This is a genomic window from Ignavibacteriota bacterium (assembly GCA_013285405.1).
Classification (GTDB): domain Bacteria; phylum Bacteroidota; class Ignavibacteria; order Ignavibacteriales; family Ignavibacteriaceae; genus IGN2.
This window is the reverse complement of record CP053446.1, coordinates 3,004,044-3,027,645: the sequence shown is the minus strand read 5'-3', so window position 1 is coordinate 3,027,645 and position 23,602 is coordinate 3,004,044. Positions and strand designations below refer to the sequence as shown.

General features: G+C 33.0%; 26 protein-coding genes. 12 read left to right on the top strand and 14 right to left on the bottom strand.

The genetic code is table 11. The features are described 5' to 3' along the window. The first annotated feature begins 319 nt into the window (after window positions 1-319). Together HND39_13295 and HND39_13290 are read left to right on the top strand one after the other, a co-directional pair. The gene (locus HND39_13295; protein ID QKJ97181.1) at window positions 320-1,432 is read left to right on the top strand and encodes a glycosyltransferase family 4 protein; all 1,113 of its coding nucleotides are present in this window, start codon (window positions 320-322) and stop codon (window positions 1,430-1,432) included. Then, window positions 1,429-2,568 (top strand): glycosyltransferase family 4 protein, encoded by a 1,140-nt coding sequence (locus HND39_13290; GenBank protein QKJ97180.1) that lies wholly within the window; start codon window positions 1,429-1,431, stop codon window positions 2,566-2,568. The genes HND39_13295 and HND39_13290 overlap by 4 nt, the downstream gene beginning before the upstream one ends. Window positions 2,569-2,620: 52 nt before the next feature. On the opposite strand, the gene HND39_13285 is transcribed toward HND39_13290, so the two are convergent. From HND39_13285 to HND39_13235, 11 genes are all read right to left on the bottom strand, one after another. Further along, window positions 2,621-3,643 carry a glycosyltransferase family 9 protein gene (locus HND39_13285; GenBank protein ID QKJ97179.1) on the bottom strand — a complete coding sequence of 341 codons (1,023 nt, stop codon included), beginning with the start codon at window positions 3,641-3,643 and terminating at the stop codon, window positions 2,621-2,623. Window positions 3,644-3,782: 139 nt separating this feature from the next. Beyond that, on the bottom strand, window positions 3,783-5,198 hold the full coding sequence (locus tag HND39_13280) for an O-antigen ligase family protein (protein QKJ97178.1): 1,416 nt from the start codon (window positions 5,196-5,198) through the stop codon (window positions 3,783-3,785). A 44-nt stretch (window positions 5,199-5,242) separates the two neighbouring features. Then, window positions 5,243-6,793 (bottom strand): hypothetical protein, encoded by a 1,551-nt coding sequence (locus HND39_13275; GenBank protein QKJ97177.1) that lies wholly within the window; start codon window positions 6,791-6,793, stop codon window positions 5,243-5,245. A 57-nt stretch (window positions 6,794-6,850) separates the two neighbouring features. Next, window positions 6,851-7,783 (bottom strand): SDR family oxidoreductase, encoded by a 933-nt coding sequence (locus HND39_13270; protein ID QKJ97176.1) that lies wholly within the window; start codon window positions 7,781-7,783, stop codon window positions 6,851-6,853. Window positions 7,784-7,785: 2 nt separating this feature from the next. Continuing rightward, window positions 7,786-8,931: a hypothetical protein gene (locus HND39_13265; GenBank protein ID QKJ97175.1), complete on the bottom strand. Its 1,146-nt coding sequence runs from the start codon at window positions 8,929-8,931 to the stop codon at window positions 7,786-7,788. Between the two features lie 5 nt (window positions 8,932-8,936). Next, window positions 8,937-10,493 (bottom strand): hypothetical protein, encoded by a 1,557-nt coding sequence (locus tag HND39_13260; protein QKJ97174.1) that lies wholly within the window; start codon window positions 10,491-10,493, stop codon window positions 8,937-8,939. Window positions 10,494-10,612: 119 nt separating this feature from the next. Beyond that, window positions 10,613-11,476, bottom strand: coding sequence for a hypothetical protein (locus HND39_13255; protein ID QKJ97173.1), 864 nt, complete (start codon window positions 11,474-11,476; stop codon window positions 10,613-10,615). A gap of 20 nt (window positions 11,477-11,496) precedes the next feature. Beyond that, window positions 11,497-11,967 carry a hypothetical protein gene (locus tag HND39_13250; protein QKJ98004.1) on the bottom strand — a complete coding sequence of 157 codons (471 nt, stop codon included), beginning with the start codon at window positions 11,965-11,967 and terminating at the stop codon, window positions 11,497-11,499. Between the two features lie 37 nt (window positions 11,968-12,004). Then, complete coding sequence (locus tag HND39_13245) at window positions 12,005-12,583, bottom strand: hypothetical protein (protein QKJ97172.1); 579 nt, start codon at window positions 12,581-12,583, stop codon at window positions 12,005-12,007. Window positions 12,584-12,725: 142 nt separating this feature from the next. Next, window positions 12,726-13,322, bottom strand: a complete 597-nt coding sequence (gene recR / locus HND39_13240) for a recombination protein RecR (protein QKJ97171.1) — start codon at window positions 13,320-13,322, stop codon at window positions 12,726-12,728. A gap of 1 nt (window position 13,323) precedes the next feature. Next, window positions 13,324-13,650 carry a YbaB/EbfC family nucleoid-associated protein gene (locus tag HND39_13235; protein QKJ97170.1) on the bottom strand — a complete coding sequence of 109 codons (327 nt, stop codon included), beginning with the start codon at window positions 13,648-13,650 and terminating at the stop codon, window positions 13,324-13,326. A gap of 144 nt (window positions 13,651-13,794) precedes the next feature. On the opposite strand from HND39_13235, the gene HND39_13230 reads away from it, so the two are divergent. The 10 genes from HND39_13230 to HND39_13185 all read left to right on the top strand — a co-directional run bounded on the left by HND39_13230 (window position 13,795) and on the right by HND39_13185 (window position 20,391). Beyond that, window positions 13,795-14,472 (top strand): hypothetical protein, encoded by a 678-nt coding sequence (locus tag HND39_13230; protein ID QKJ97169.1) that lies wholly within the window; start codon window positions 13,795-13,797, stop codon window positions 14,470-14,472. Continuing rightward, the gene (locus HND39_13225; protein QKJ97168.1) at window positions 14,473-15,126 is read left to right on the top strand and encodes a phosphatidylserine decarboxylase family protein; all 654 of its coding nucleotides are present in this window, start codon (window positions 14,473-14,475) and stop codon (window positions 15,124-15,126) included. Beyond that, window positions 15,123-15,842, top strand: a complete 720-nt coding sequence (gene pssA / locus HND39_13220) for a CDP-diacylglycerol--serine O-phosphatidyltransferase (GenBank protein ID QKJ97167.1) — start codon at window positions 15,123-15,125, stop codon at window positions 15,840-15,842. The genes HND39_13225 and pssA overlap by 4 nt, the downstream gene beginning before the upstream one ends. Before the next feature lie 12 nt (window positions 15,843-15,854). Then, window positions 15,855-16,127 (top strand): phosphoribosylformylglycinamidine synthase subunit PurS, encoded by a 273-nt coding sequence (gene purS, locus HND39_13215; protein QKJ97166.1) that lies wholly within the window; start codon window positions 15,855-15,857, stop codon window positions 16,125-16,127. Then, a complete protein-coding gene (gene purQ / locus HND39_13210; GenBank protein QKJ97165.1) occupies window positions 16,124-16,825 on the top strand; it encodes a phosphoribosylformylglycinamidine synthase subunit PurQ in 702 nt (233 codons plus the stop codon). The genes purS and purQ overlap by 4 nt, the downstream gene beginning before the upstream one ends. Before the next feature lie 10 nt (window positions 16,826-16,835). Next, window positions 16,836-17,036, top strand: coding sequence for a twin-arginine translocase TatA/TatE family subunit (locus HND39_13205; protein QKJ97164.1), 201 nt, complete (start codon window positions 16,836-16,838; stop codon window positions 17,034-17,036). Window positions 17,037-17,231: 195 nt separating this feature from the next. Continuing rightward, window positions 17,232-18,185 carry a succinate--CoA ligase subunit alpha gene (gene sucD / locus HND39_13200; GenBank protein ID QKJ97163.1) on the top strand — a complete coding sequence of 318 codons (954 nt, stop codon included), beginning with the start codon at window positions 17,232-17,234 and terminating at the stop codon, window positions 18,183-18,185. 88 nt (window positions 18,186-18,273) lie between these two features. Continuing rightward, complete coding sequence (gene ndk, locus HND39_13195) at window positions 18,274-18,705, top strand: nucleoside-diphosphate kinase (protein QKJ97162.1); 432 nt, start codon at window positions 18,274-18,276, stop codon at window positions 18,703-18,705. A 71-nt stretch (window positions 18,706-18,776) separates the two neighbouring features. Then, complete coding sequence (locus HND39_13190; protein ID QKJ97161.1) at window positions 18,777-19,832, top strand: hypothetical protein; 1,056 nt, start codon at window positions 18,777-18,779, stop codon at window positions 19,830-19,832. Between the two features lie 196 nt (window positions 19,833-20,028). Beyond that, entirely contained in the window at window positions 20,029-20,391 is a 363-nt protein-coding gene (locus HND39_13185; GenBank protein ID QKJ97160.1) for a hypothetical protein, read from the top strand. Between the two features lie 160 nt (window positions 20,392-20,551). Here the strand turns inward: HND39_13185 and HND39_13180 are convergent, their stop codons facing one another. The 3 genes from HND39_13180 to tgt all read right to left on the bottom strand — a co-directional run bounded on the left by HND39_13180 (window position 20,552) and on the right by tgt (window position 23,529). Continuing rightward, the gene (locus tag HND39_13180; protein ID QKJ97159.1) at window positions 20,552-21,874 is read right to left on the bottom strand and encodes a nodulation protein NfeD; all 1,323 of its coding nucleotides are present in this window, start codon (window positions 21,872-21,874) and stop codon (window positions 20,552-20,554) included. A 180-nt stretch (window positions 21,875-22,054) separates the two neighbouring features. After that, window positions 22,055-22,342 carry a preprotein translocase subunit YajC gene (yajC, locus tag HND39_13175; GenBank protein QKJ98003.1) on the bottom strand — a complete coding sequence of 96 codons (288 nt, stop codon included), beginning with the start codon at window positions 22,340-22,342 and terminating at the stop codon, window positions 22,055-22,057. A gap of 20 nt (window positions 22,343-22,362) precedes the next feature. Then, window positions 22,363-23,529 carry a tRNA guanosine(34) transglycosylase Tgt gene (gene tgt / locus HND39_13170; GenBank protein QKJ98002.1) on the bottom strand — a complete coding sequence of 389 codons (1,167 nt, stop codon included), beginning with the start codon at window positions 23,527-23,529 and terminating at the stop codon, window positions 22,363-22,365. Window positions 23,530-23,602 lie beyond the last annotated feature (73 nt).

Here is a 23,602-nt window from a genome sequence, read left to right as displayed (position 1 = left end):
AATATTTGAGAAAAAGAAAGCTATAAAGCAAATCATCTAAATAATTAATTTGCAACACCTCAATAACAACAAACATTTTTAAATATGTTTGCTGGAAGTAAGAATAACTAAATATTTATATTTCGGATAGAAGTTAACTAAGTTTATATATGTCATCAGATATGTTCATTAACTGCGTCAAGTTGATTCGTGTTTGAATTAAAATGAATGCTCAAGAGAATTTTTAATATTTTTTCTAACTAAGTAATGAACTGGACTTATTCTTACTTAATATACTTAACTTTGTTTATAAACATTACTTAATGCATAATCATAAATTTTGACAAAAAAAATTAAAATTCTTTATGTAATTACAAGCCTTGGGATTGGTGGGGCTGAAAGGTTACTCGTATCTTACCTGAAACTCCTCGATCATAAAAAATATGAATTCAATGTCGTTGCTCTCTGGGAAAAACCCGATGATCTAAAAAAAGAGATAGAAGAATATTGTAAGGTTATGGTTCTTAAGATCAAATCGAGATTTAGTCCGTCCGTAGTTTTTCATTTGGCAAAATTAATAAGACAAACCAAACCGGATATTATTCACTCACATTTATTCCAGGCAAGATTTTATACAGCTTTCGCCCATTTAATTTCTAATTATGGAATTTTAATTACGCATAAACATAATAACGTAAATCCAAAGAAACACAATGTTTTCATACTTCTTGAAATGATAAGCATATTCTTAAGTAAACAAGTAATCGCAATTTCAAACTCAGTCAAAAGCAGCTTATGTAAGTTTGAACTGATTTCATCAAAAAAGATATTTGTGCTTCATAATGCTATTGACTATGAAAAATTTTTCAAAATAGCAGCTTCTAATAAGATTTTGATTGGAAAACCAATAGTAATCGGAACGATTTGCAGGTTAGAACCCCAAAAAGGAATCAACTACTTATTGTTGGCAATGAAAATCATTTTAACTAAGTTTCCTACCGTCCAATTAGAAATAGTTGGAGACGGATCCCTTCTGCAAGAATTAAAGGAACTTACCGGAAAATTAGGGATTAGCAATTCAGTTAAATTTTTTGGTAAATTTGCAGATGTAATTCCATTTTATAGTAGAATGAATATTTTCATTCTTCCTTCTTTGTATGAAGGATTTGGGATTGTACTGCTTGAAGCCATGTCAGCAGGTATTCCCGTGATAGCTACAAATGTGGATGGCATTAGGGAAGTTGTTATTAATGGAGTGAGTGGAATTCTGATTCGCCGAGAAGATCCGGAAGCTATCGCTGATGCAGTTTTTAAAATAATTGAGAATCCTCAAATGGCAGATACATTGGTAGAAGCTGGATTAGAAAGATCTAAATCATTCGATATCAAAGAACATGTTATGAAGCTGGATAATTTTTATTCAAATCTTTTAGGAGCAGAATCTTCGAAATGATAAAGATTCTATATATTCTTGAAGCGACCTCCGGCGGGACTCAAAAACATGTCATCGATATAGCCAAAAAAATAGACCGATCTGAATTTCAAATCGACATAATCTTTTCAACAAAAAGAAATAAGAATTTCGTCCAGGAGAGTAAAGGAATTTTTAATAGAACTTACGGTTTACCAATTAGTAGGAGCGGATCGATTACAGATCTTTCCAATATTTTAAAAATCAGAAGAATCATTAAAGAGAACAAATACAACATTGTTCATTGTCATAGTACCAAAGCCGGTTTTGTCGGAAGGTTAGCTGCATTTTTAAGCCGTCATCCAAATGTTATTTACTCCCCGCATGGTTTTATGTTTTGTGATACCAGAATAAGAGCACGCAGATTGCTTTATCTGAAACTTGAAAAGTATCTCGGTTATATTACAAATAAATTAATAGCAGTTTCAGGTTCGGAAAGAGATTTAGCTTTAGAGCATAAAATTGTACCGAGCAAAAAAGTAATTACGCTTTACAATTCAATTGACCCCGGTGATTATAGTGATCATGTTTATGAGAACAAGGTTTCTGAAAAATTAAAAACAAAAAATTCTGACATAATAATTGGAACAGTTGGCAGGTTATATTATCAGAAAGATCCAATTACATTAATTAAAAGTTTTAAAATAATTAACGAAACTATTCCAAACACTAAATTAGTATTTGTTGGTGATGGTCCGCTTATTACTGACTGTCTGGAGGAGATTCATAAACTTAATCTTCAGAATAAAATTGAACTTGCTGGTTTTCAAAAGAACTCCAAAGATTACTATAGAATTTTTGATTTGTTCGTCCTTTCATCACGTTATGAAGGATTGCCATACGCATTACTTGAAGCAATGATTATGGGAATTCCTGCCGTAGGAACCAATGTTGTTGGTATTAAGGATTTAATAATTCCTGGTGAAACAGGTTATCTTGTTGAAGAGGGAGATTATAAAGGTTTAGCCACAGCAGTTTTAAGTTTACTTGAAAATCCATCACTTCTTACTCTCTTCAGTGAAAATGCAAAACGAATGACTTCAACAAACTTTAATTTTAATGAAGGCATAAAAGAGTATGAACATTTTTATACTGAGCAATGTTTGCGACCCGCATAGGTTTTCAATCTTAGAAAGCTCAACAGCCAGCTAATCTATTTATTAAAAACTCTTATATCTTTTTCTTACAATATAAGTTCAGCAATGGAAGCAAAGCATTATAAACATCTTCCACCGAAAGTAAATTCATACACTGAATTCCAGAACATTGATAAATCATTCCACCAATTAAACAAAATTTTTCATTATTCCTAGCTGAGCATCCAAGCTCCTTTTGCAAAAAAACATTATATTCAAAATTAGTTTTTACATAATCAGGATTTGTAGCTCCAAACAGCGTCAATGATGGTTTGCCAAAAAAACATGCTATATTTACCGGGCCCGAGTCATTGCCTATAAACAATGAAGCATTCTTAATTGATTCAATTAACTCATCAACTGATTTAGTTTGAATCAGATCAATATTCTGATGATCTATTTCGTAAATTAAATCTGTATCAATTTGTCCTTTCTGAACTATAATTCCGACATTAAAATCCTTATTTAGTAGTCTTGCTAATTCAATAATTTTTTTTTTATTCCATTCTTTCTCTTTCCAACCTGCAAAAGGATTTATTAAAATTTTTCCTTCCATATTTATTGAAATATTATTCTTGGTTAAACTGTTCCGCTCAACATTTTCAATCAAAGGTGTAATCGCATCTAAATAGATATCCTTCAATTGTGGTGAATATCTGAACTTGACAAAGTGATCATAGATACATTTAAATTGATCACCATTGATACCTATAATATTATTTGTCCTACTATTAAATATTAATGAGGCAGAAATCATCGAACCTGTTATGTCAATGATGATTGATGGTCGGAAAGAATTTAATTTCCTTCTAAGTTCAGATTTTGCATATCTTTTTCCAAATAAAAAATCATTATGATTTAACTGAATCATTCGAATATCTTTATAAATAAGTTTATATAAAGGAACTGATTCAGGGTAGCAAATTATTATAACTCTGTCTCCAAATTTTTTATATACCTCATTAATTGCAGGTATCGTAAATATTGTATCCCCCAATCTATGAAGTGAGATAATCAGAATATTTTGACTCTTGTACGGAATTAATTTGACAATCATTCTGACACTATAAAAAAGTACTGATAAGATCGAGTGGAAGACAAATCTAAATAAAGAGTTTTGGTTTAACACCGCATTTATAGAAATGTTTTTGCTATTAAACTTCATAAAATTATCAGGTAGTCTAACTTTCCAAAGTTTACGAATTCATTTCAATCTGTGATTGATAAAAATAAATCAGACTACCAAAAATCAGCCAAAAAGGAAGATCGGTCTGAATTCCACCTACATAAAGAAGACCAATACCATTAAAAAAATTTCGAAGTATAATACTACAGCCAGCTGCAAACAAGGCTACAACTAAGTAAAATTTTTCAGCAGATTGCTTTTTATATTTTATGAGAGTTTTGATACCTATTCGTAAATAAATAAACGGCAGTGAGACTGCAGTAATAAAACCGAGAACTCCCATCTCCGTAAAAAAAGTTAAGAAAAAATTATGGGATAAATTTGCTCCATCAGTTACTTCATAAAAATAAATCAATAACTTGCCCCACCAATTATCAAGCATATAAGGAAAATAATTCAGCATTTCGTATTTATATGCACCGGGTCCAACTCCAAAAAGAAAGTTGTCATTAATCATATCAACAGACATTTTCCAGATATAATCTCTTGCACTCACACCGGATTCTATTCTTAGAAAGGTTGTGAGCAAATCATTTAAAGGTTGAATTAGGAAAAAAGAAAGTACAATAGCCGATAATCCAATAAGTAATTGATAAAATCTCTTCTTTTTATTAATGAAAAAAATTATAGCAGTACTAAATATTATCCCAATTAGTGCGGAACGTGACATAGCAAGAATTAGTCCGATGCTAAGATATATCAATATAAAATAATTCAGTTTTTTTACAGAATTTATTTTCGTTAATAAGAGAGTGCTAATAATGAATGGAAAAGAAACCACATAAAAGTTTGTTGATGCTTCTAAGTTGGACATAATTGCAGATACTCTTGGTCTATCTGGTGAAAATATTTCCAGAAGACTCGCCTCACCTTGTGAAAAAGCAAGCAATGAAAAAGTAACCAGAATAAATCCAACAACATAAATTGAATTGAAGTATTGTTTAATATCATTAATAGAATTAATAAGAGAATAAAATACATAAGCAATAATAAATAATGCCATTTGCCGAGCCATTAACCCGATTCCTGCAAATGGATAATCGGACATAACCGCTGAAATAATCATTGTAGAATAATACAGTATCAAAAAATATTTAAGTGATTTTGGAATCTTTGGATAAGATTTAAAATTTAAACCATACTTACTCAGGAAGAAATATCCTAGCAGGCTGAAATCAACAAGATAGACAATCTGTCGCAATGTTCGCCCAACATCACCAACCAGAGTAAATAAAGATACAATAATTATTATAATAAGGAATCTTTTTTCAAAGATTACTGCCAGTATCAACAGAAATAAAACAGGCAATGATAAAAATAAATAATCACTAAGTAGAATCGCAGGAATACTCAATGCAATTGATAATACTAACAATGACTGAATCTCGCGTAATCTATTATCAAATATTTTTACCTTACCATTCAAAGATTAACTCGCAAACAATAAAAATTTTTCGAACAAAATTATTTTTAATTATACTTTAAATAACTCAATGGATTTAATCGACTATAAACTCTTTTCGTAATAATAACCGCATTATGCTTAATTATCAGAGTATTCGTAATGTAAATCATAACAAAAATCAAGACCTTACTTAATTCTGCTGACAATTCATTTCTATTTAAAACATTCGAAATAATTTCTATAACTCCAAAAGAAATAAAACTGTTTAACAAGTGAAATAAGAAATCTTTAATAAAAAGTGACTGGTTTTCTATTTTCAATTTTTTGTTTAGTAGAACATAACTAACTACAAAGAAAAATATAAAACTGATACTTGTACTCAAAGCTAACCCTTCCTGCTGAAATCCAACAAACAAAAAGTTGAGAACAAATTTTAATATCACACCAGATACGGTGATCAGGAGAAGGAGTTTTGCTTGATTTATGCTATAAAATATTTTATTAAATACAGCATATACAGAATAGAATACTAGACTTAATGAATAAAATTTTAATACACCGAAAGTTATTAACGTACTATTTTCAACAAATTTTCCGCGCTCAAAAAATATTTTGATAATGATATCACCAAAAAAGAAAAGTATAAATGCAATAGGCACTAACAAAAAGGTATTCATAGAAATACTTTCGTTGTAAATTTTTTCAATTTCCTGATGAGCTCTATTATTGATTGCTTTAGTTATCACAGGGAAAACTGCAGTTGCCAGAGATATTGAAATAATTGAAACTGGGAGAAACCATATTATTAATCCATAATTGAGTGAGGCGATACCTCCTGATGATATCTGTCCATAAAAATATCTATCAAATATTGCATATAACTGACTCATTGATTCAATAAGTATAATAATTACTATTGATGAGTTTAAGATTGATTTGTAGAAATTATTTCCATCAGAATTAATTAAAGAATCAAAATTCAAATATCTACGTGATTTGATAAGTAGATAGATGAATTGCAGAAATGTACCAACAACATAACCAATTGGTATTACATAAACACCAAACCTGTCAGATAAAAAGAGAAGCAGGATAATAATTGCGATATTAAGAAACAGAATTGAAATTGCAGGATATTTAAACTCATATAAACTTTGCAGTAAAGCTGATAAAACAGAAATAGCTGCTGAGAATGGAATTGTGACTAAAAAGATTTTGAATACAAGTAATGCTGTTTCCCTGCTTGCTGAATCCGCAGACTGCATATAGAAATCAACAATCATTCCACTGGTAAAAAAGAGTAAAAGTGCGAGTATTAATCCTGCCGCTGAAAATAATAGAATTGACTGTTTGAAATAATTTTGTGCGTGTTGTTGATTTGAAGAATTAATCTTTTGAAACTCGGGAATAAAATAATTCTGGCCAATATAGAGCAAGATGGTATTAATAGTTATTGGTAAAACAGCACCAACGAGATAAAGGTCAAATTCTTTTTCCAACCCAAAGTTATTAGCGAAAATTATTTCCCGGATAAAACCAAGACCTCTGCTAATTAATCCGAGCAAAGAAATAAATATTGATGCACCAGCAATAGTCGAAGTAAATTTCTTACTCATATTCGATGACAGTAACTATTCAAATGATTTTATGAAATGAAAATAAAGTCGGAACAATTAAACAAACTTTTTGAAGTACTCAATGGTTTTTTCTAATCCCATTCGCCTGTTGATTTTTGGTTCCCAGCCAAGTATTGTTTTTGCTTTGGTAATATCAGGCTGCCTGACTTTTGGATCATTCACCGGTAAATCTTCGAAAATAATTTTGCTGTTACTTTTAGTCAGCTCAATTATTTCTTTCGCAATATCTATCAAAGGAATTTCTTCGGGATTTCCAATATTCACAGGTTCATTTTCACCGGACATTAGTAATTTGAATAATCCATCAACCTGGTCAGTGATATAACAGAAACTTCTTGTCTGGGATCCATCTCCATAAACAGTAATTGGTTTTCCTGTTAAAGCCTGCATAATAAAATTAGGAATAGCTCTTCCATCATTAACTCTCATTCTTGGTCCGAAAGTGTTAAAAATCCTAACTATTCTTGTGTCAACATTATGATAGCGATGATAAGCCATAACAAGAGCTTCAGAAAATCTTTTAGCTTCATCATAAACACCTCTTGGTCCGATCGGATTTACGTTCCCCCAATACTCTTCTGTTTGTGGATTGATTTCAGGATCTCCATAAACTTCTGAAGTAGAAGCAAGTAAGAATCTTGCACGTTTTTCTTTTGCTAATCCTAATGCTTTATGAGTACCTAAGGATCCAACTTTCAAAGTCTGTATTGGTAATTGTAAATAGTCAACAGGACTTGCAGGAGACGCAAAATGCAGTATATAATCTACATTACCGGGAATAAAAATATAATTAGTAACATCATGCTTTATAAATGAAAAATTTTCATTCCCTGCCAGATGAGCAATATTATCTGTATTACCTGTAATAAGATTATCTACGCAAATGACTTTTAAACCTTCACTAAGTAATTTATCGCATAAATGTGAACCCAGAAATCCAGCGCCACCAGTAACAACTGCTGTTTTCATAATTAATTATCCATTCGATTTTTGAAGATTACAATCTTCTTTTCTTTGATGATGAAAATCAAAGATAGTACAAGTAAAGCAAAAATAGAACCGACCACAGTATTATAAATCAGTCTTGGTGACACCTGCTTTTTCGGAGGAATGGCTTCATCCAGTACATCAATAGTCGGAACATCTCTGTTTTCCTGAATTTTCTCTTTGTAAAATTGCTGCTGCAGAAGAATGTAAACTTCATTTTTGATTTTAACATTGCGCAAAAGTTTTGATAACTGCATTCCTAATTCAGGAACATCACTAAATGCAATAAGGAAATCATCAGAATCAATATCAAATTTTTCATACTCGTTTTGAAGCTGAGTTAACTTTTTCTTTAGTGCTAATAAATTCTTATTGTCAGGTCTTGAATTTGGTTCAAGTAAAGCAATTTCAATTTCAGTATTAACAATTTCTGCTTTTAGTTTTGCTGCGCTTTCAATAGCGGATTCAAGCTGTTCTGGAAGAGAAATAGTTTTGTTTGCCTTTTGGAATTCCATCAGTTTAAATTCTGCCGAATCAAGTTCTGCTTTGGTTTGCAAAAGTTGAGCTTCAATATATTCCCTCGCCCGTTTAGCCCGGTATGATACTTTTTCGCGGTTGATACTGTCTAATGCTTCAACAAACGAATTTGATACCTGAGCAGATAGATTTTTAATTGAATCAATATCCGAAAATATTTTTGGTAAGAAACCTGTGGAAAGATTTACAGCTAATGTAATTATCCCCTCTTTAGACAAATCCAATTGCAAATCTGAATTAATTTTTTTTACGGCATCATATTCAGAATCTTCGCCATAAAACTCGAGCAGATTATTTTTTCTAATGACATATTCAGCAGCAGTTCGACTTTTCAAAATTTGTAAAAATAGCTGCGAATTACCCGGAGAAAATTTTCCTGTTAAAAAATCTCCGACGCCGCTCCCTGAAAGTAATGAACCTATTCCTGACATTTGATCAGATTCGGGTGGTGGGAGAATTGTAACGGGTGCATTATAAGTTACCGGCGAGATAATAAACAGATATAGAAAAATTACAACAGCAGAGCCGATTGTATATTTTACAATTGCTTTCCAATTAATCAATAAAACGTGAATGATGTCGTGTAAAGTCATTGAAATCACCTCGTGGCAACGATTACTGCAGCAGATGCAGCTACTATCGCAGCTAACTGTGCTACAATAGTTAAAGCATCTGTAAAAACATCCCAGAATTTCGGACCCGGCGGATCTTCAGGAACCCAAATGGTATCACCGGCTTCAAGTTTTTCAACATCATCAGCATCTAACCATTCACCTGTGCTTGCTTTGATAATCCGGACATCACCTTCCAAAGCACGCCAGCCAAAACCTCCGGCTAATGAAATATAATCCTGAATTGTGAGTGAAGAATCAAAAACTATTTTCCCGGGGTTAACTAATTGACCTAACATAATAATATAATTTTTCTTTTCAGGAATATTTATAACATCATTTTTATGCAGAAGAATATTTTCAAGTATATCATTCTCTCTGAAAAGCTTTATAAAATCTACAACGACTTTGCCAGAATGCTGCCTCGATTTTGCTTTGAAATAATCATATTCATCTTCAGTCATATCTTCAATTCGCATTAGTTTTAGTCTTTCATATTCCTGATCGGTTTCTTCAACTTCCATCTTTCTTATCACAGAGGCTTCCAATAAAGATGCATCTTGTAAAAACCCACCAGCTTCCTCTATTATTTGCTTTAGTGTTGTTTTGTTTTTGTTGATTTTATACCAACCAGGATATTGAACGTAACCATTAATGACAACATAATGATCTATCAGAAATTCCGGAAGCTTTCTTATGATAACGTGATCTTTATTCTGTAAAAAAACTTCAGTACTAGTTAATTCATCATAAGAATAATAGTTGCTAATCTGAGTTTTACCGTCTTCGAGAAATCTTACAAGTTCAATAGTATCTTTTCGTGCATCAAATAAAAAGCCGCCTGAAAGATTAATTAAGTCTGACACCGTTTCGTTTGGTCTGTATTCATATAGTGCGGGGAACTGAACCTGACCACTTATCCTAATAACCTGATCGACTTTTTGAATGAGAACAACATCGCCTTCAATTAAAATCGGATTATTTGCAAAATCACCATATCTCAAAAAGCTTAACAGATCAAAAGTTTTAGTTTCACCTTCCTTTGGAATTACCTTAATATTTCTGATATCAGAGTCCTGATTTAATTGACCTGAATTAGTTACAAGATCCATCAGTCTTGAATTAGCAGGTAATACGAAAACAGATGGCTTTTTAATATTCCCAACAAGAGAAATTTTTATCATCCGGAAATCAGCCAGGGAAATAAAAATATCTACATTTTTATAATACCTGAGAATGGCTTCTACAATTTTTTCTTTTGCAGTTTTCAGAGTTGCGTTTCTCAGATCAACTCCTCCAACTCTTGGAATGTAAAGCCAACCTTCCTGATCAATTATGAGTGTATTTGCAATTTCAGTTACTCCGCTGATCGATATAAAAATCTTATCACCGGGTCCAACCTGATATTCTTCAGGATTAATAATCCCTTCAGTTGCAATTTTATTTGCAGGTGCTGAAAAGATTTGATTCAAACTATCCTGTACAACCCTTTCAGGATAATCCGGAAGTCGTTGAGCAAACATTTTTAAATTGGATATGCTCATCAAACAAAAAATAATAACAAAAATAAATTTCATTAGAAATTCAAGATGAGTGAAGAATTATGGATAATAAAAATAACCATCAAAAAACATTTGTTAAATTATGAAATAAAATTGCATCATCAAATTTTCAATGAAATTTTCCGGAGGGTTATCATTGAAACAATCAGCACTAACAATGGTCCGGTTAAAAATATGATGGAATAGTAAATGACAATTTTCTGCGTGATTAATATTCCCAATGATTGAATAAACGTAACTTGTCCTTTAAAAAATATAAAAATGAAATAAGTCAGAATACCGGAAATTAAACCGGCTATTATTCCATTGAGTAGAACAGGAATTTTAATTGTAGATAATTTTGCTCCAACCAGCTTCATAGTTTCAAAATCTATTAGCCTTGCATTAATAATTAATTTTATTGTGGCATAGACAAGATATATAGCAATCAAAGAAAACAAAATTGTAAGCAGGAATAAATAAAATTTTACTGATTCAATATATCCAAGCATTTTATAAATAAATCCTTCTCTGAAAATTACTTCATCAACCGATTGAATTCCTGATAGATATTTAATTATAAAGTTTAATGAATCACTGTTTGCATATGAATCTTTTATTCTTACAATGAATGAAGCTGGCAATGGATTATAATCAAGAACTTTTTTAAAGTCTTCACCTGTCTCTTTGATGAATTGTTCTGCAGCCTGGTCTTTACTAATAAATTCAACTGTATCGATAAAAACTTGCTCATTCAGTTCTGCAAGCGTGTTTTCCTGACTTGAAGATGAGGTAGGTTCTTTAAGGAACAAATTAATTTTGATACTTGATTTTAGAATTGAAGAATAATAATCTGATATCTGCAGAGTGAAATAACTGAAAAGAATGAGCAAAACACTTATTGTCAGGCTGAAAGTAGTCAGAATGAAAGAAGATTTTGCAGATTTTACTGAACGAAGAGCCTCTCCAAAATAAAATAACAACATAATTTATTTTCTAATAGTTTTTAGAAATTAGATTCATCTATCCAGCGGTCCATACGCCATTTTTGTGTTTCAGGATCTTTTTTTAAAGAGACATTCACCCGACCATCTATCCTTACAACATCCGTCGGATTGAATGTTATGTTAAGATTAAAACTTCGGACGATATTTGCATCAAGTGAATCAATCGTACTGAGAACAATATTGTTCCAGATCAGATCAAGTCTTTCTGAATTTTGAAACAATCCATAAGTAGTACGCATTTCTTCATCCCTTCCCCAATTTACATCATAACCATTTTCATAATCTCGATAAGTAAAAGTAAAATTTGAAGTAATCAGATTGCCATAAATGAGTGTATCTTTAAATGTATATGAATATTGAAAATTTTGGAATACACCTTCAATAGTAGTTTGGTCTGATATCGGAGGAACTCCGCTATCCAAATCAGTATCAAGTTTTGGTGCGAAGGGATTAGTGCAACCGAAGACCATCAGAATGAAAATAACATTCGCACATAATATTTTGTAATTACAAATAAAACTCAATCTTCAAATCACTCCAGCTTTTAAATCCCTGATTTGCAATATCCTCCCAGAAATAAATAATCCAAGCAGAATTTATATCTCTTGTCATAGTGAACTTCAAACTCCCCTGGTAAATTTTAGGATCTGAATTCAATACAGGAACACTGATGGAATATTGCGCCGTATAAAGCGCACTATCAGCTCGCACATCATAGATTTCTCCAGTGAATGATAAAGTTATTGGAACACTCTCAGGAGACTTTGTCACCAAATTATTGAAATACTGAAATTCATCATCGACATGCCAGTCAATCGGAAAAATCGATGATACGTTACCGGAAGGGACAAAGAAAAAATCTCTATTAACCAATGGTAAACCACTTGATAAATTCTTTTTATAATCATTTGAATTTTTATCTTTGAATGAATTAATCAGATTTTGAATAACATCTGCTGGCTCAACAGGTACCCTGAAACTTGACTTTGTTTCATCAGGATCTTCGGGTTCCCGTACCTGGAACAGTTCGCAGCCGGAAACTGTAATCAAAAAAATGCTGATAAATATTTTACATACTGTCTTCATTTCTTTTCAAAAATAATCAAACCAGGTGATGTTTCAGTTTTATAAATGTTGCCAGAATAATTACTCTTCAATTGGATGAATTTAAAATCAAATCTTTGATTGAAGATTGAAATTTCGCATTCTCTGAATAATTCAAACGAGTTCATAAAGAACTTCTATTTAAAATTGCGCGACCAATAGTTGCATCATCAGCAAATTCAAGATCACCACCAATCGGTAAACCTCTGGCTATTCTGGTAACTTTTATCCCGATTGGTTTAAGAATTTTTGCTAAATACAGTGATGTAGTCTCGCCCTCAGTATCAGGATTTAATGCCAGAATTACTTCTTTAATTTCTTCTTCTTCAAATCTTTTAAGCAGTTCTTTTATATGAAGTGATTCAGGTGTAATTCCGGATAATGGTGAGAGAACGCCACCCAGAACATGATACAAACCTTTATACTCATGAGTTTTTTCAACTGCCATAACATCACTCGCTTCTTCGACTACACAAATAACAGATTTATCTCTTTTTTCAGAAGTGCAAATACTGCAAAGTTCTTCTTCGGAAAGATTAAAACATCTTGAACAAAATCTGAGTTTCAGTTTTAAATTTTGAATTGCGGTAATAAGTCTTTCCACCTGTTGATCTTCGCATTTCAAAAGATGGATCGCGAGCCTTTGTGCAGTTTTTTTACCAATTCCCGGAAGTTTACTCAATTCTTCAATTGCAACTAATAATGGCTCAGCAATTTGCACTTTATAATCCCGGGATATTCATTCCAGGTGGCAACATTCCTTTAGTAACTTTTGCCATTTCTTCCTCAGCTAATTTAGCTGCCGAAGAAATTGCTTTATTAACAGCAGCTACAACTAAATCTTCAAGTATTTCCTTTTCATCTTTATTAATTACCTGCGGATCGATTTCAATAGATATTATTTCACGGTTACCGTTTGCAGTTGCTTTAATCATCCCACCACCTGCCTCTTCCGATACAGTAAGATTTCCAAGTTCACTCTGTACTTTCTGCATTTCTTCCTGCATTTTTTGCACCTGTTTCAGCATCGCTTGCATTCCGCCCTTCATTAACTTCCTCCGATATTGGTCATATAAATGTTTTTTTGTTAAAATTTAATCAAATATACGATATTTGATTGACTTTATATACGTAAAATTCCTAACTTAATTTTAATATTTGTAGAGTAGAAATAAAAATTCAGTGAATTCATATTGAAGCAAAAAATTAAAGATAACATATCAGAGTCAGCAGCAGATTTTAAATCTATTGATTATAGTGATTATTTTCTGACACAAAAAAATGTTAAAATAAAATTAAAAGCGTTTGGTGAAAAGACGGCATCTCTTAATGCATTCTTTCTCGATTATTTAAAGGGTTATAATATTCCGAGTGCTTACCAGAAACGAAATAGTAAAAATCAATTGTATTTTATTAATTTTACTGAGATTCCGTTCAAAGTAAGAATATTAAATAATGCTGATTTACGGACATCAAAAATATTCTCTATTAAACCGCAATCACAACTTGAACTGCCAATATTTGAATTCCATTATAGTGATGATAAAGATTCACTCATAACTGAAAGCCACATTGTATCATTCAACCTTTCTTCATACGATGATATAAAATTCATCATAAGACTTTGTTCAAAAATAAATGCAATCGTAAAATCCTTTTTTGATCGCAGAAGCGTTACACTTCTTGAACTGACCTGCATATTTGGTAAATTTGATGGGAAGATTTTTTTAGTCGGTGAATTTTCTCCCGAGAGCATTAAAATTATTGATACAAGTAAAAATGAAATAGTTCCTGATCCATTTAAAATCAAAACACCTGCACAAATGAAGAAATACGCTGACTGCCTAATAAAATTGACGAGCGGAGAATAGATGTTCACAAAATATGGCTACACAACAATCGGAATAGTTGGTGTAATTGCTTTTCTTCTTATTTCGCTAAGTTTTTTCGTGCAGAATAATCCATTAAAGATTGTAATAATATTAATTGCTGCCGCAATTTTGTTTTTAACTCTGAATTTTTTCAGAGATCCGGAAAGAAAAACCCCTTCAGCAATAAATATTGTCGTAGCTCCGGCAGATGGTAAAATTATTGTTATTAAACAGAATATTTTTAATCATTTTGTTGGAGAAAATTGCAATCAGGTATCCATTTTTATGTCTCCGTTAAATGTTCATGTAAACAGAATTCCAATCGATGGCAAAGTTGAACATTTAAAATATTATGAAGGAAAGTTTGTAGCCGCTTTCGACGATAAAGCGTCTGAGAATAATGAGAGGATGGAAACCGGAATTGTAAATAGTGAAGGTAAAATTCTTTTTACACAAGTAGCAGGCTTCCTTGCAAGAAGAATTGTCAACGAACTAAAGATAGGTGACGAAGTAAAAACCGGTGAAAGATTTGGTATGATAAAGTTCGGAAGCAGAGTAGATATTTTTGTTCCATCAAAATATATTCCTGCTGTCAATTTAAATGAGAATGTATATGCCGGTGAAACTATACTTTTTGAAATAAAAACTAAATGAACCGACCACGACTTACTCCTTCTGTTATCCCAAATCTATTTACTGCGATGAATATGTTTTGTGGTTTTCTTTCAATCATCAACGCTTCGGAAGGAAATTATGAATATTCTGCATGGCTTATCTTTGTTGCTGCTGTATTCGATGCACTTGATGGTTTGGTTGCAAGACTGACCAACTCTTCAAGCGAGCTTGGAGTTGAACTCGATTCATTATCGGATGTTGTTAGTTTTGGTGCAGCTCCTTCCTTTCTTCTCTATAAAACATTTTTTTATTCGATGAATACCTGGGGAATTCTTATCAGTGCACTTCCTCTGATTGCCGGTGGATTCAGACTTGCAAGATTTAATATTCAACTGGTAGGTTTTTCAAAATCATTTTTCCTGGGTTTACCAATTCCCTCTGCTGCTCTGACAATTGCATCATTCATTCTCGCATTTTATCATGATGGATTTGTCTCACCAATGTCAGACTTCATTACACCAATGATCCTGATTCTATCTTATTTAATGATTAGCAATATACGTTATGAAGTTGTACCTAAATTCTCCATAAAAAGTATTAAAGAAAAACCGTTTCATTTTATATTTCTATTAATTGCAATATCGCTTGTAACATTTTTATATATAAAAGGATTATTTCTCACTTTTGTTTTCATGATTGTGATTGGTATTTTTCGGCACATTTTCAAATTGATTACATCACCTTCACAAAATTAAAATTATTTAAATATGTTCAAAGCAAAAGTTCTCATCAAAAGAAGAAAAACAATACTGGATCCACAGGGAAAAGCAATTGAAATCGGAGCAAAGCATCTCGGACTTACCAACATTAAAAATACACGTATTGATAAATATGTTGAGTTTAATGTTGATACGTCTGATCTTAAAACTGCTGAACAGGAAGTAAATGAATATTGTAAAAAACTTCTTGCGAACCCGATAATGGAAGACTATGAGTTTACTTTGTCCAAATGTACTCCTTCGGAGGCAAAAGTTAAATGAGTAATCCGAAATTCGGAGTAGTGGTATTTCCCGGGTCTAACTGTGACCACGATACATATTATGTTTTAAGAAAAATTATAGATGTAGATGTAGTTTTCTTATGGCACAAACAAACTTCATTGGAAGGTTGTAACATAATTATTCTGCCAGGTGGATTTGCTTATGGAGATTATTTACGAACAGGCGCGGTTGCCCGTTTCTCACCCATTATGACTGAAGTAATAAGGTTTGCGAATAATGGTGGTTATGTATTCGGAATATGTAATGGATTTCAGATATTACTTGAAGCCGGATTACTTCCGGGTGTTATGATAAGAAATGAGTCATTGAACTTTGTTTGTAAAGATATTTATTTAAAAATCGAAAATTCAAATACAGTATTAACAAAAGGAATAACCAATAAATCTTTATTGAAAATTCCGATTGCTCATGGTGAAGGGAATTATTTTACCGATGAAAAAACATTGGGTGAACTTGAAGACAACCATCAAATTGTATTCAGATACTCCACAATTGATGGCTCAGTGAATTCTCAGGCAAATCCTAATGGCTCGATAAGTAATATCGCAGGAATAATGAATAAGAAAGGGAACGTATTTGGAATGATGCCTCACCCTGAAAGGAGCAGCGATCCGGTCTTGGGAAAAACAGATGGAAGTCTTATTTTCAATTCGTTAGTAAATAATATTTATAATTAAGAGGTAAAACATGTTTGGTAATTTAGGCGCTGGCGAAATAATTCTAATCGTGTTAGTTGTACTTTTACTTTTTGGAGCTAAAAAGATACCTGAACTTGCCCGCGGTATTGGTAAAGGTATGAGTGAGTTCAAAAAGGGACTTAAAGATGTTGAAACCGAAATTAAATCTGCAGATACTGATTCTAAAAAGATAGACGAGAAAAAAAATTAGTTTTAAATTCGTGAACCTACCTGACAGCAGACAGGTTAGTCGCTGCTCACTTTTTTGTGACGAATCTTTAGCGGCGGACAAATTCACATTTTATTAATCCCCCACTCCATTACTTATCATTTAGGAGAGGTCTTTCCATTTTCTTAAATTTGTCAGTCAATTTTTAATTGCTAATCCATTTCAGGGAAAAATTTTATGAGCATTCTTGTAAATAAACATACTAGACTTTTAGTGCAGGGAATAACCGGAGGTGAAGGTTCATATCATTCACAACAAATGATAGATTACGGAACCAAAGTAGTTGCAGGTGTAACGCCCGGTAAAGGTGGATCAAAACATCTTGATGTACCCGTATTCAACACAGTTGCTGACGCCGTTAAAAATACAAACGCAAACACTTCTGTAATATTCGTTCCGCCAGCCTTTGCGGCTGATGCAATTCTTGAAGCAGCTAATTCAGGAATAAAGATTATCATCTGCATTACTGAAGGAATTCCTGCTGCCGATATGATTAAAGTTTACAATTCAATAAAAGAAAAAGGAGTTGTATTAGTTGGTCCAAATTGTCCCGGAGTTATTTCACCCGGTGAAGCAAAGGTTGGTATTATGCCAGGCTTCATTCATAAAAAAGGAAATATCGGTATTGTATCAAGAAGTGGAACTTTGACTTATGAAGCTGTAAAACAAATTGTTGATGTCGGTCTTGGTCAATCCACAGCCGTTGGAATTGGTGGAGATCCTGTTATCGGTTCAAAGTTCATTGATATTATCAAACTCTTCAATGAAGACAAAGAGACAAAAGGCATTGTAATGATTGGTGAAATCGGCGGAAGTGCAGAAGAGGAAGCAGCAGAGTTTATCAAAAAAAATGTGAAGAAACCTGTCGTCGGATTTATAGCTGGCAGAACTGCACCTCCCGGAAGACGAATGGGACATGCCGGTGCAATTATTTCGGGTGGAAAAGGAACAGCCGCAGAAAAAATGGCTGCAATGAAGAATGCAGGAATCCATGTAGTTGATAATCCGGCAGAAATTGGAACTACAATGTTAAAAGCAATTTCCAAAAAGAAGAAAACCTCCGTTAAAAAAGTTTTAACAAAGAAAAAAGCCGGTACTAAAAAAACTTCGATAAAGAAGAAAAAGAAATAAATAACAATAAAAATATTTTAAAATATATCAAGCCCACTTCGGGCTTGAATTTTATTTTCAACAAAAAATTTATTTTGGAGAAAACAATTTGGGAACTAAAACTTTAGCTATAATTAAACCTGACGCAGTTCAAAAGGGTTACACCGGCGAAATTCTATCTATGATCATAAAAGCAGGTTTTAAAATCAATGCAATGAAAATGTTGCGTCTTACAAAATCTTCCGCCGAAGGATTTTATTCCGTTCATAAGGAAAGACCTTTCTTTAATGACCTCGTTGCTTATATGACTTCCGGTTGCTGCGTTCCGATTGCACTCGAACGGGAAAATGCAGTTGAGGAATACAGAAAACTTATCGGAGCAACAGATCCTAAAAAAGCTGCTGAAGGTACTATCAGGAAATTATATGCAGTTGACATTCAGCTTAATGCTGTTCATGGTTCGGATTCAGATGAAAATGCAGAAAAAGAAATCGCTCACTTCTTCTCAAAAGATGAGCTGTTGAATAATTATTCGGAATGAAACCAGTGTTTGTTTGTGTCATATTCTCTTCAAATTAAATCAATGCCGTGCGAATTTCATCAAGGAGATAAATGAAAAATATTTTTGTGTTAACATCACTTTCACTCATCCTTTTTATTTCTTGCCAAAAAGAGAATAAGCAAAAGGAAAATCAGGAAGAGCAAAACATTACTTTTTCTTTTGATAGTACATCACTAAAAACTACTGCATTGGACCAAACTGAACCGCAATCATTTTATATGCGATATAAGTTCAATCCGGGCGAAACTTTTAAGTACCGATTAACTACCATATCCGAAAGATCTCAAAGTGTAGTTACCGACAGCACAATGACTGAAAAAATGAATCAAACAATAATCTTCATAATTAATTTTAAGACTTTGGGTATTGACAAAGATAGTGTTGCTGAATTACAATGTACTTTCAGCTCAATTAATTTTAAAGCCAATGCAAAAGGAAAAGATATTACTTACCAATCCGGTAATGAACTTGACTCCACTGACAGAATACGATTTGCAGAATACGAATCTTACATAAATAATCCGTTTAATATCAGAGTAGGAAAACAAGGTGAAATAATTGACATATATATGATTGATAAAATTATTAACCGCTTCTTAACTCTTCGCAAGTTGGCTGATTCACTCAGTGCACAAGAAAAAGTCATGGCTTCGCAGGAGCTAACAAACAGTTCAATCAAACCGATTCTTGCTCAGGTATTCCGTGAAGTACCGGATGAAGAAATGGCAAAAGATTCAACGTGGTCTTACAAACGCGAATCATTACAGGTGACGGTTTTTAAAGTTGACTATGAAAATCTATATAAAATAGATAACCTTGAAATGCTTGGTGATGATAAAATTGCAGTTGTCACCGGTTCAATAAAAACTGATGTTACAGGTCAATCAAGTTTTACTGAGCAGGGTGTGAATTATAAATTTGATAAACCAGTTTCCACTGCATCCGGAAAAATTTATTTCAATCTTGATAGAGGAATGATTCAAAAAAGCAGGTCGCAGTCAGAAATGAAAAATGCATATCAGATGGAAATGCCGTCTCCACAAGGAACTAAGAAAGCAAGTGCAAAGGAACAAACTTCAAGCGTAAATGTTTTGGAATTGCTCTGATTAATTTTAATTCTCTACAATAGTTTTTCTTACTTTTATCACGGTCTTCTTTTCTCCTTTATGAATGTTCGGGAGGAATATTTTGCGATCTTCCTCCCCTTTTACCATAAAAATATTCCATTTTTTAATTCTTTTCCATTCCCAAACATGGTTGAGTATTTGATACAATTTTGTCAAACATCACAGGAGAACAGAATTGAAAAAATTATTCATATTCATATTGTTAGTGGCGGGTGGTTTTTTCGCTTATAAATATTTCATTGAAGAAAAAACTGTACTTGAAATTCACGCTAATAAATCCATATCAACCGAACATTCAATGGATATTGATGCACCAGCATTATCGCCGTCAAGATTTGGTACTATTCAGGGTACTGTTAAAAATGTAAGTGATAAACCAGTTTCCAACATTTTACTGAAATACAAACTGAATGCTCAACCTGTTGAGGCAAGTATTGACAGACTTGAGCCCGGTGAAACAAAAAATTTTTCCACACAAAGTGTAAGATTAATTCACCAGGAAGTTACGTTCTTTCTTGAAACGCAGAGTTTTGAATGAGTAGATTAGATGCAAACCAGAATTTATTTTAGAAACTGATCTTATTATGTTTCTCAAATTATACTAAGGAGGCTGTCTTAAAAGTCAAAAAATGTCAGAGTGAGCTCTTCGACAAACTCAGGGGGACAGAAATAATTGGTTATGTGACAGCCTCAATAAATCAATCTATTTTTTTCTCTTTAACAACAACCCGCATACCTTCAACTGCGCTCACAACAATTGGTTTACCATGTTCGATGTATTCAGAATCGGTAACAACATCAACACGTTTTCCGTTAATCTCGGCGGTTCCTGCAGGGCGGAGTGTTGTTACAGCAATTCCTTCAGCGCCAAGAAGTTCAGATAAATTCGCACGTGAAGTATAGCCTTCAGTTGCTTTTTCTTCTTCAGATAAAATAAATTTCTTAAAGAAATTGGATTTGGGTAAAAATCTTGCAAGCAGAAAAATAAGAACCAGCGCAGCCGCTAATCCTATCGTCAATTTGATGATTGCCATTGAGACAGCATTAAAATCAAGAAACGGATCTGCACCAAGCATTGATAAAAAAAGTGATGCTATTATCAGGATGATTCCACTAATACCTGCAACTCCAAAACCGGGGATTACAAAAATCTCAAGCAGAAGCAAAACAAGTCCAGCAACGAACATCAGGATTTCAATTACGGAAGCAAGCTGAAGTATGTATGATGAACCGAAGAATAGTGCAAGAGCGATTAAAGCTGCCGTTCCGGGAAGCCCCCAGCCAGGTGATTTTATTTCAGCCATTAACCCGAATATTCCAATCATTATAAGGATTGATGAAACTATTCCATTATTCAGAAAACGGACGACATCTTCTGCCCAGTTGGATTTCTGAAATACTTTTTCTGCATTTCCTAATTTGAAATATGCAAAAATTTCATCATAATCTTTTAACAGTGTATCGGCAAAACCATATTTTAGTGCTTCAGTTGAAGTAAGTGTAATTAGTTTTGTCGAATCATCAATTCCTGGCACAACTACCCGTTCATCAACCATTCCTTCAGCTATATCAACACGTCTTCCGTTTTTCTCAGCAGTTGATCGCATTTCAGAACGCATATAAGATTGATACTTCTCACCTACTTTCTCACCCTGTTGATCAACAACAGTTGCAGCACCGATTAAGCTTCCGGGAACCATAACAATTTTTTTGCAGGAGAGTGCAATCAAAGCTCCAGCAGAAATTGCCCGGTTATTAATGAAGGCAATTGTAAGCAAGTCAGTGTTGATAATTGCATCTTTAATCTGAGTCGCAGCATCAACTCTTCCGCCAAAAGTATTGATCTTAAAAATTATTGCTTCGGCATTATCTTTTTCTGCTTCAGCAACTACTCTGCTTACATAAGGCGCAAGACCAAGGTCAATATCTCCTTCAATATATGCTATATAAACTTTCTTCTGAGCGTTTAAGCAGATTGTAAATAATAAGATCAAAAAGCATAAATTGTATAAAGCTTTCATACTTAAATCCGAATTCAATTTTAGAAAATAATTTTCTTAATGTAAAAATAGATTGATTGCATTAAAGAAAAAAAATTTTGCAAGAGCATATTTATATCATAAAAAACCCCGGCTAACTTTCCGGGGCAATGGTTATCATTTTTTTACTGAATGATTATTTAGGGCTATATAATATCAAGATTATTTGGGAAGGACTGTTGTTATTGCTGATCGTTCAATTTTAATTTTTGTATTCTCACTGATTTGTAAAAGAGCAGTCTTCTCCTCTAAGCCTGAGATTATACCATGGATTCCGCCATTAGTAACTACCTTATCACCTTTCTCAAGATTTGAAAGAAGTTTATCTCTTTCCTTAGCTCGTTTCTGCTGCGGTCTGATAATCATAAAATAAAAAATTAAAAAGATTGCGCCGAACATGATCAGCGTACTAACTAATCCACCGCCGCCTTCTCCTCCTTGTGGAGCCATTGCAATTAATAATTGATTCACTATTCCTCCATCCCGTTTTCACGGAGATTATTTTTGATTGATATTTTTTTCATTGTTTTATTTTTCCATTCTTTAAATGATCCTTCAAGTATCCGTTTTCTTGCTTCACTCATCATTGAAATATAGAAATGCAGATTATGAATACTTGCCAGTTGCAAAGCTAATAATTCTCCGGAATTAAACAGATGCCTTAAGTATGCTCTTGAATAATTTTGACAAGTATAGCAGTTACAATTTTCATCAACTTTTTCAAAATCATCTTTAAATTTTGCGTTTGTCAGTGTTAATACACCTGAATTTGTGAAGAGAACTCCATGTCTTGCATTTCTGGTTGGCATAACACAATCGAACATATCGATTCCACGATCAATTGATTCAAGTATATTTTCGGGACGACCGACTCCCATCAGATATCTCGGTTTATCTTCCGGCATAAAATCGGTCGTAAAATTTGTTATATCATACATCATCTCTGTCGGTTCACCTACTGCTAATCCGCCGATCGCATAACCATCAAAATTATTTTGCAGTAAATCTTTTGCTGAGCTTTCTCTAAGATCTTCGTAAACACTTCCCTGAATTATTCCAAAAAGAAATTGATTGTGATCGTACAACGGTTTTGTATTTTCAAAAGCTTCCTTGTTTAAAATTGCCCATTTGCTTGTGAGTTCGGTTGATTTTTTTGCATACTCATAATCGCAAGGATAAGGAGTACATTCATCAAGAACCATCATAATGTCAGAGCCAATACTTCGTTGGATCTTAATTACTTTTTCTGGTGAAAAGAAATGAGTTGAGCCGTCGAGATGAGATCTGAATTCCACTCCATCTTCTTTTAACTTTCTCAGACTTGAAAGACTGTAAACCTGGTAGCCGCCGCTGTCAGTTAAAATTGGTTTTTGCCAGTTCATAAATTTATGAAGTCCGCCAGCTTTTTCGAGAACCTCAGTTCCCGGTCGTAGATAGAGATGATAAGTATTTGAAAGTATTATTTGTGCATTAATATCTTTTTCGAGATAATCCTGATTAACAGCTTTTACAGTTCCCTGAGTGCCGACAGGCATAAACGCAGGAGTTTCAACTACTCCGTGATCCGTTTCAAAAAAACCTGCACGGGCTTTGGAGGCTTTATCTTTATTTATTACTGAAAATTTTAGCAAACTGATGGGATGAAATATTTTTTAATTTATTTACACAAATTTAGACTAAAGGAAACAGCCAGCAAAAGAAGAATTTATC

Bases quoted from the DNA above. Each gene is read 5' to 3' on its own strand.
- purS (QKJ97166.1), top strand. From the start codon at position 15,855: ATGTTCAAAGCAAAAGTTCTCATCAAAAGAAGAAAAACAATACTGGAT.
- yajC (QKJ98003.1), bottom strand. From the start codon at position 22,342: ATGGCTCCACAAGGAGGAGAAGGCGGCGGTGGATTAGTTAGTACGCTG.
- HND39_13250 (QKJ98004.1), bottom strand. From the start codon at position 11,967: ATGGTCTTCGGTTGCACTAATCCCTTCGCACCAAAACTTGATACTGAT.
- HND39_13225 (QKJ97168.1), top strand. From the start codon at position 14,473: ATGTTCACAAAATATGGCTACACAACAATCGGAATAGTTGGTGTAATT.
- HND39_13190 (QKJ97161.1), top strand. From the start codon at position 18,777: ATGAAAAATATTTTTGTGTTAACATCACTTTCACTCATCCTTTTTATT.
- HND39_13260 (QKJ97174.1), bottom strand. From the start codon at position 10,493: ATGAGCATATCCAATTTAAAAATGTTTGCTCAACGACTTCCGGATTAT.
- purQ (QKJ97165.1), top strand. From the start codon at position 16,124: ATGAGTAATCCGAAATTCGGAGTAGTGGTATTTCCCGGGTCTAACTGT.
- sucD (QKJ97163.1), top strand. From the start codon at position 17,232: ATGAGCATTCTTGTAAATAAACATACTAGACTTTTAGTGCAGGGAATA.
- HND39_13275 (QKJ97177.1), bottom strand. From the start codon at position 6,793: ATGAGTAAGAAATTTACTTCGACTATTGCTGGTGCATCAATATTTATT.
- HND39_13265 (QKJ97175.1), bottom strand. From the start codon at position 8,931: ATGACTTTACACGACATCATTCACGTTTTATTGATTAATTGGAAAGCA.
- pssA (QKJ97167.1), top strand. From the start codon at position 15,123: ATGAACCGACCACGACTTACTCCTTCTGTTATCCCAAATCTATTTACT.
- HND39_13255 (QKJ97173.1), bottom strand. From the start codon at position 11,476: ATGTTGTTATTTTATTTTGGAGAGGCTCTTCGTTCAGTAAAATCTGCA.
- HND39_13245 (QKJ97172.1), bottom strand. From the start codon at position 12,583: ATGAAGACAGTATGTAAAATATTTATCAGCATTTTTTTGATTACAGTT.
- HND39_13270 (QKJ97176.1), bottom strand. From the start codon at position 7,783: ATGAAAACAGCAGTTGTTACTGGTGGCGCTGGATTTCTGGGTTCACAT.
- HND39_13205 (QKJ97164.1), top strand. From the start codon at position 16,836: ATGTTTGGTAATTTAGGCGCTGGCGAAATAATTCTAATCGTGTTAGTT.
- HND39_13235 (QKJ97170.1), bottom strand. From the start codon at position 13,650: ATGAAGGGCGGAATGCAAGCGATGCTGAAACAGGTGCAAAAAATGCAG.
- HND39_13180 (QKJ97159.1), bottom strand. From the start codon at position 21,874: ATGAAAGCTTTATACAATTTATGCTTTTTGATCTTATTATTTACAATC.
- HND39_13290 (QKJ97180.1), top strand. From the start codon at position 1,429: ATGATAAAGATTCTATATATTCTTGAAGCGACCTCCGGCGGGACTCAA.
- HND39_13285 (QKJ97179.1), bottom strand. From the start codon at position 3,643: ATGATTGTCAAATTAATTCCGTACAAGAGTCAAAATATTCTGATTATC.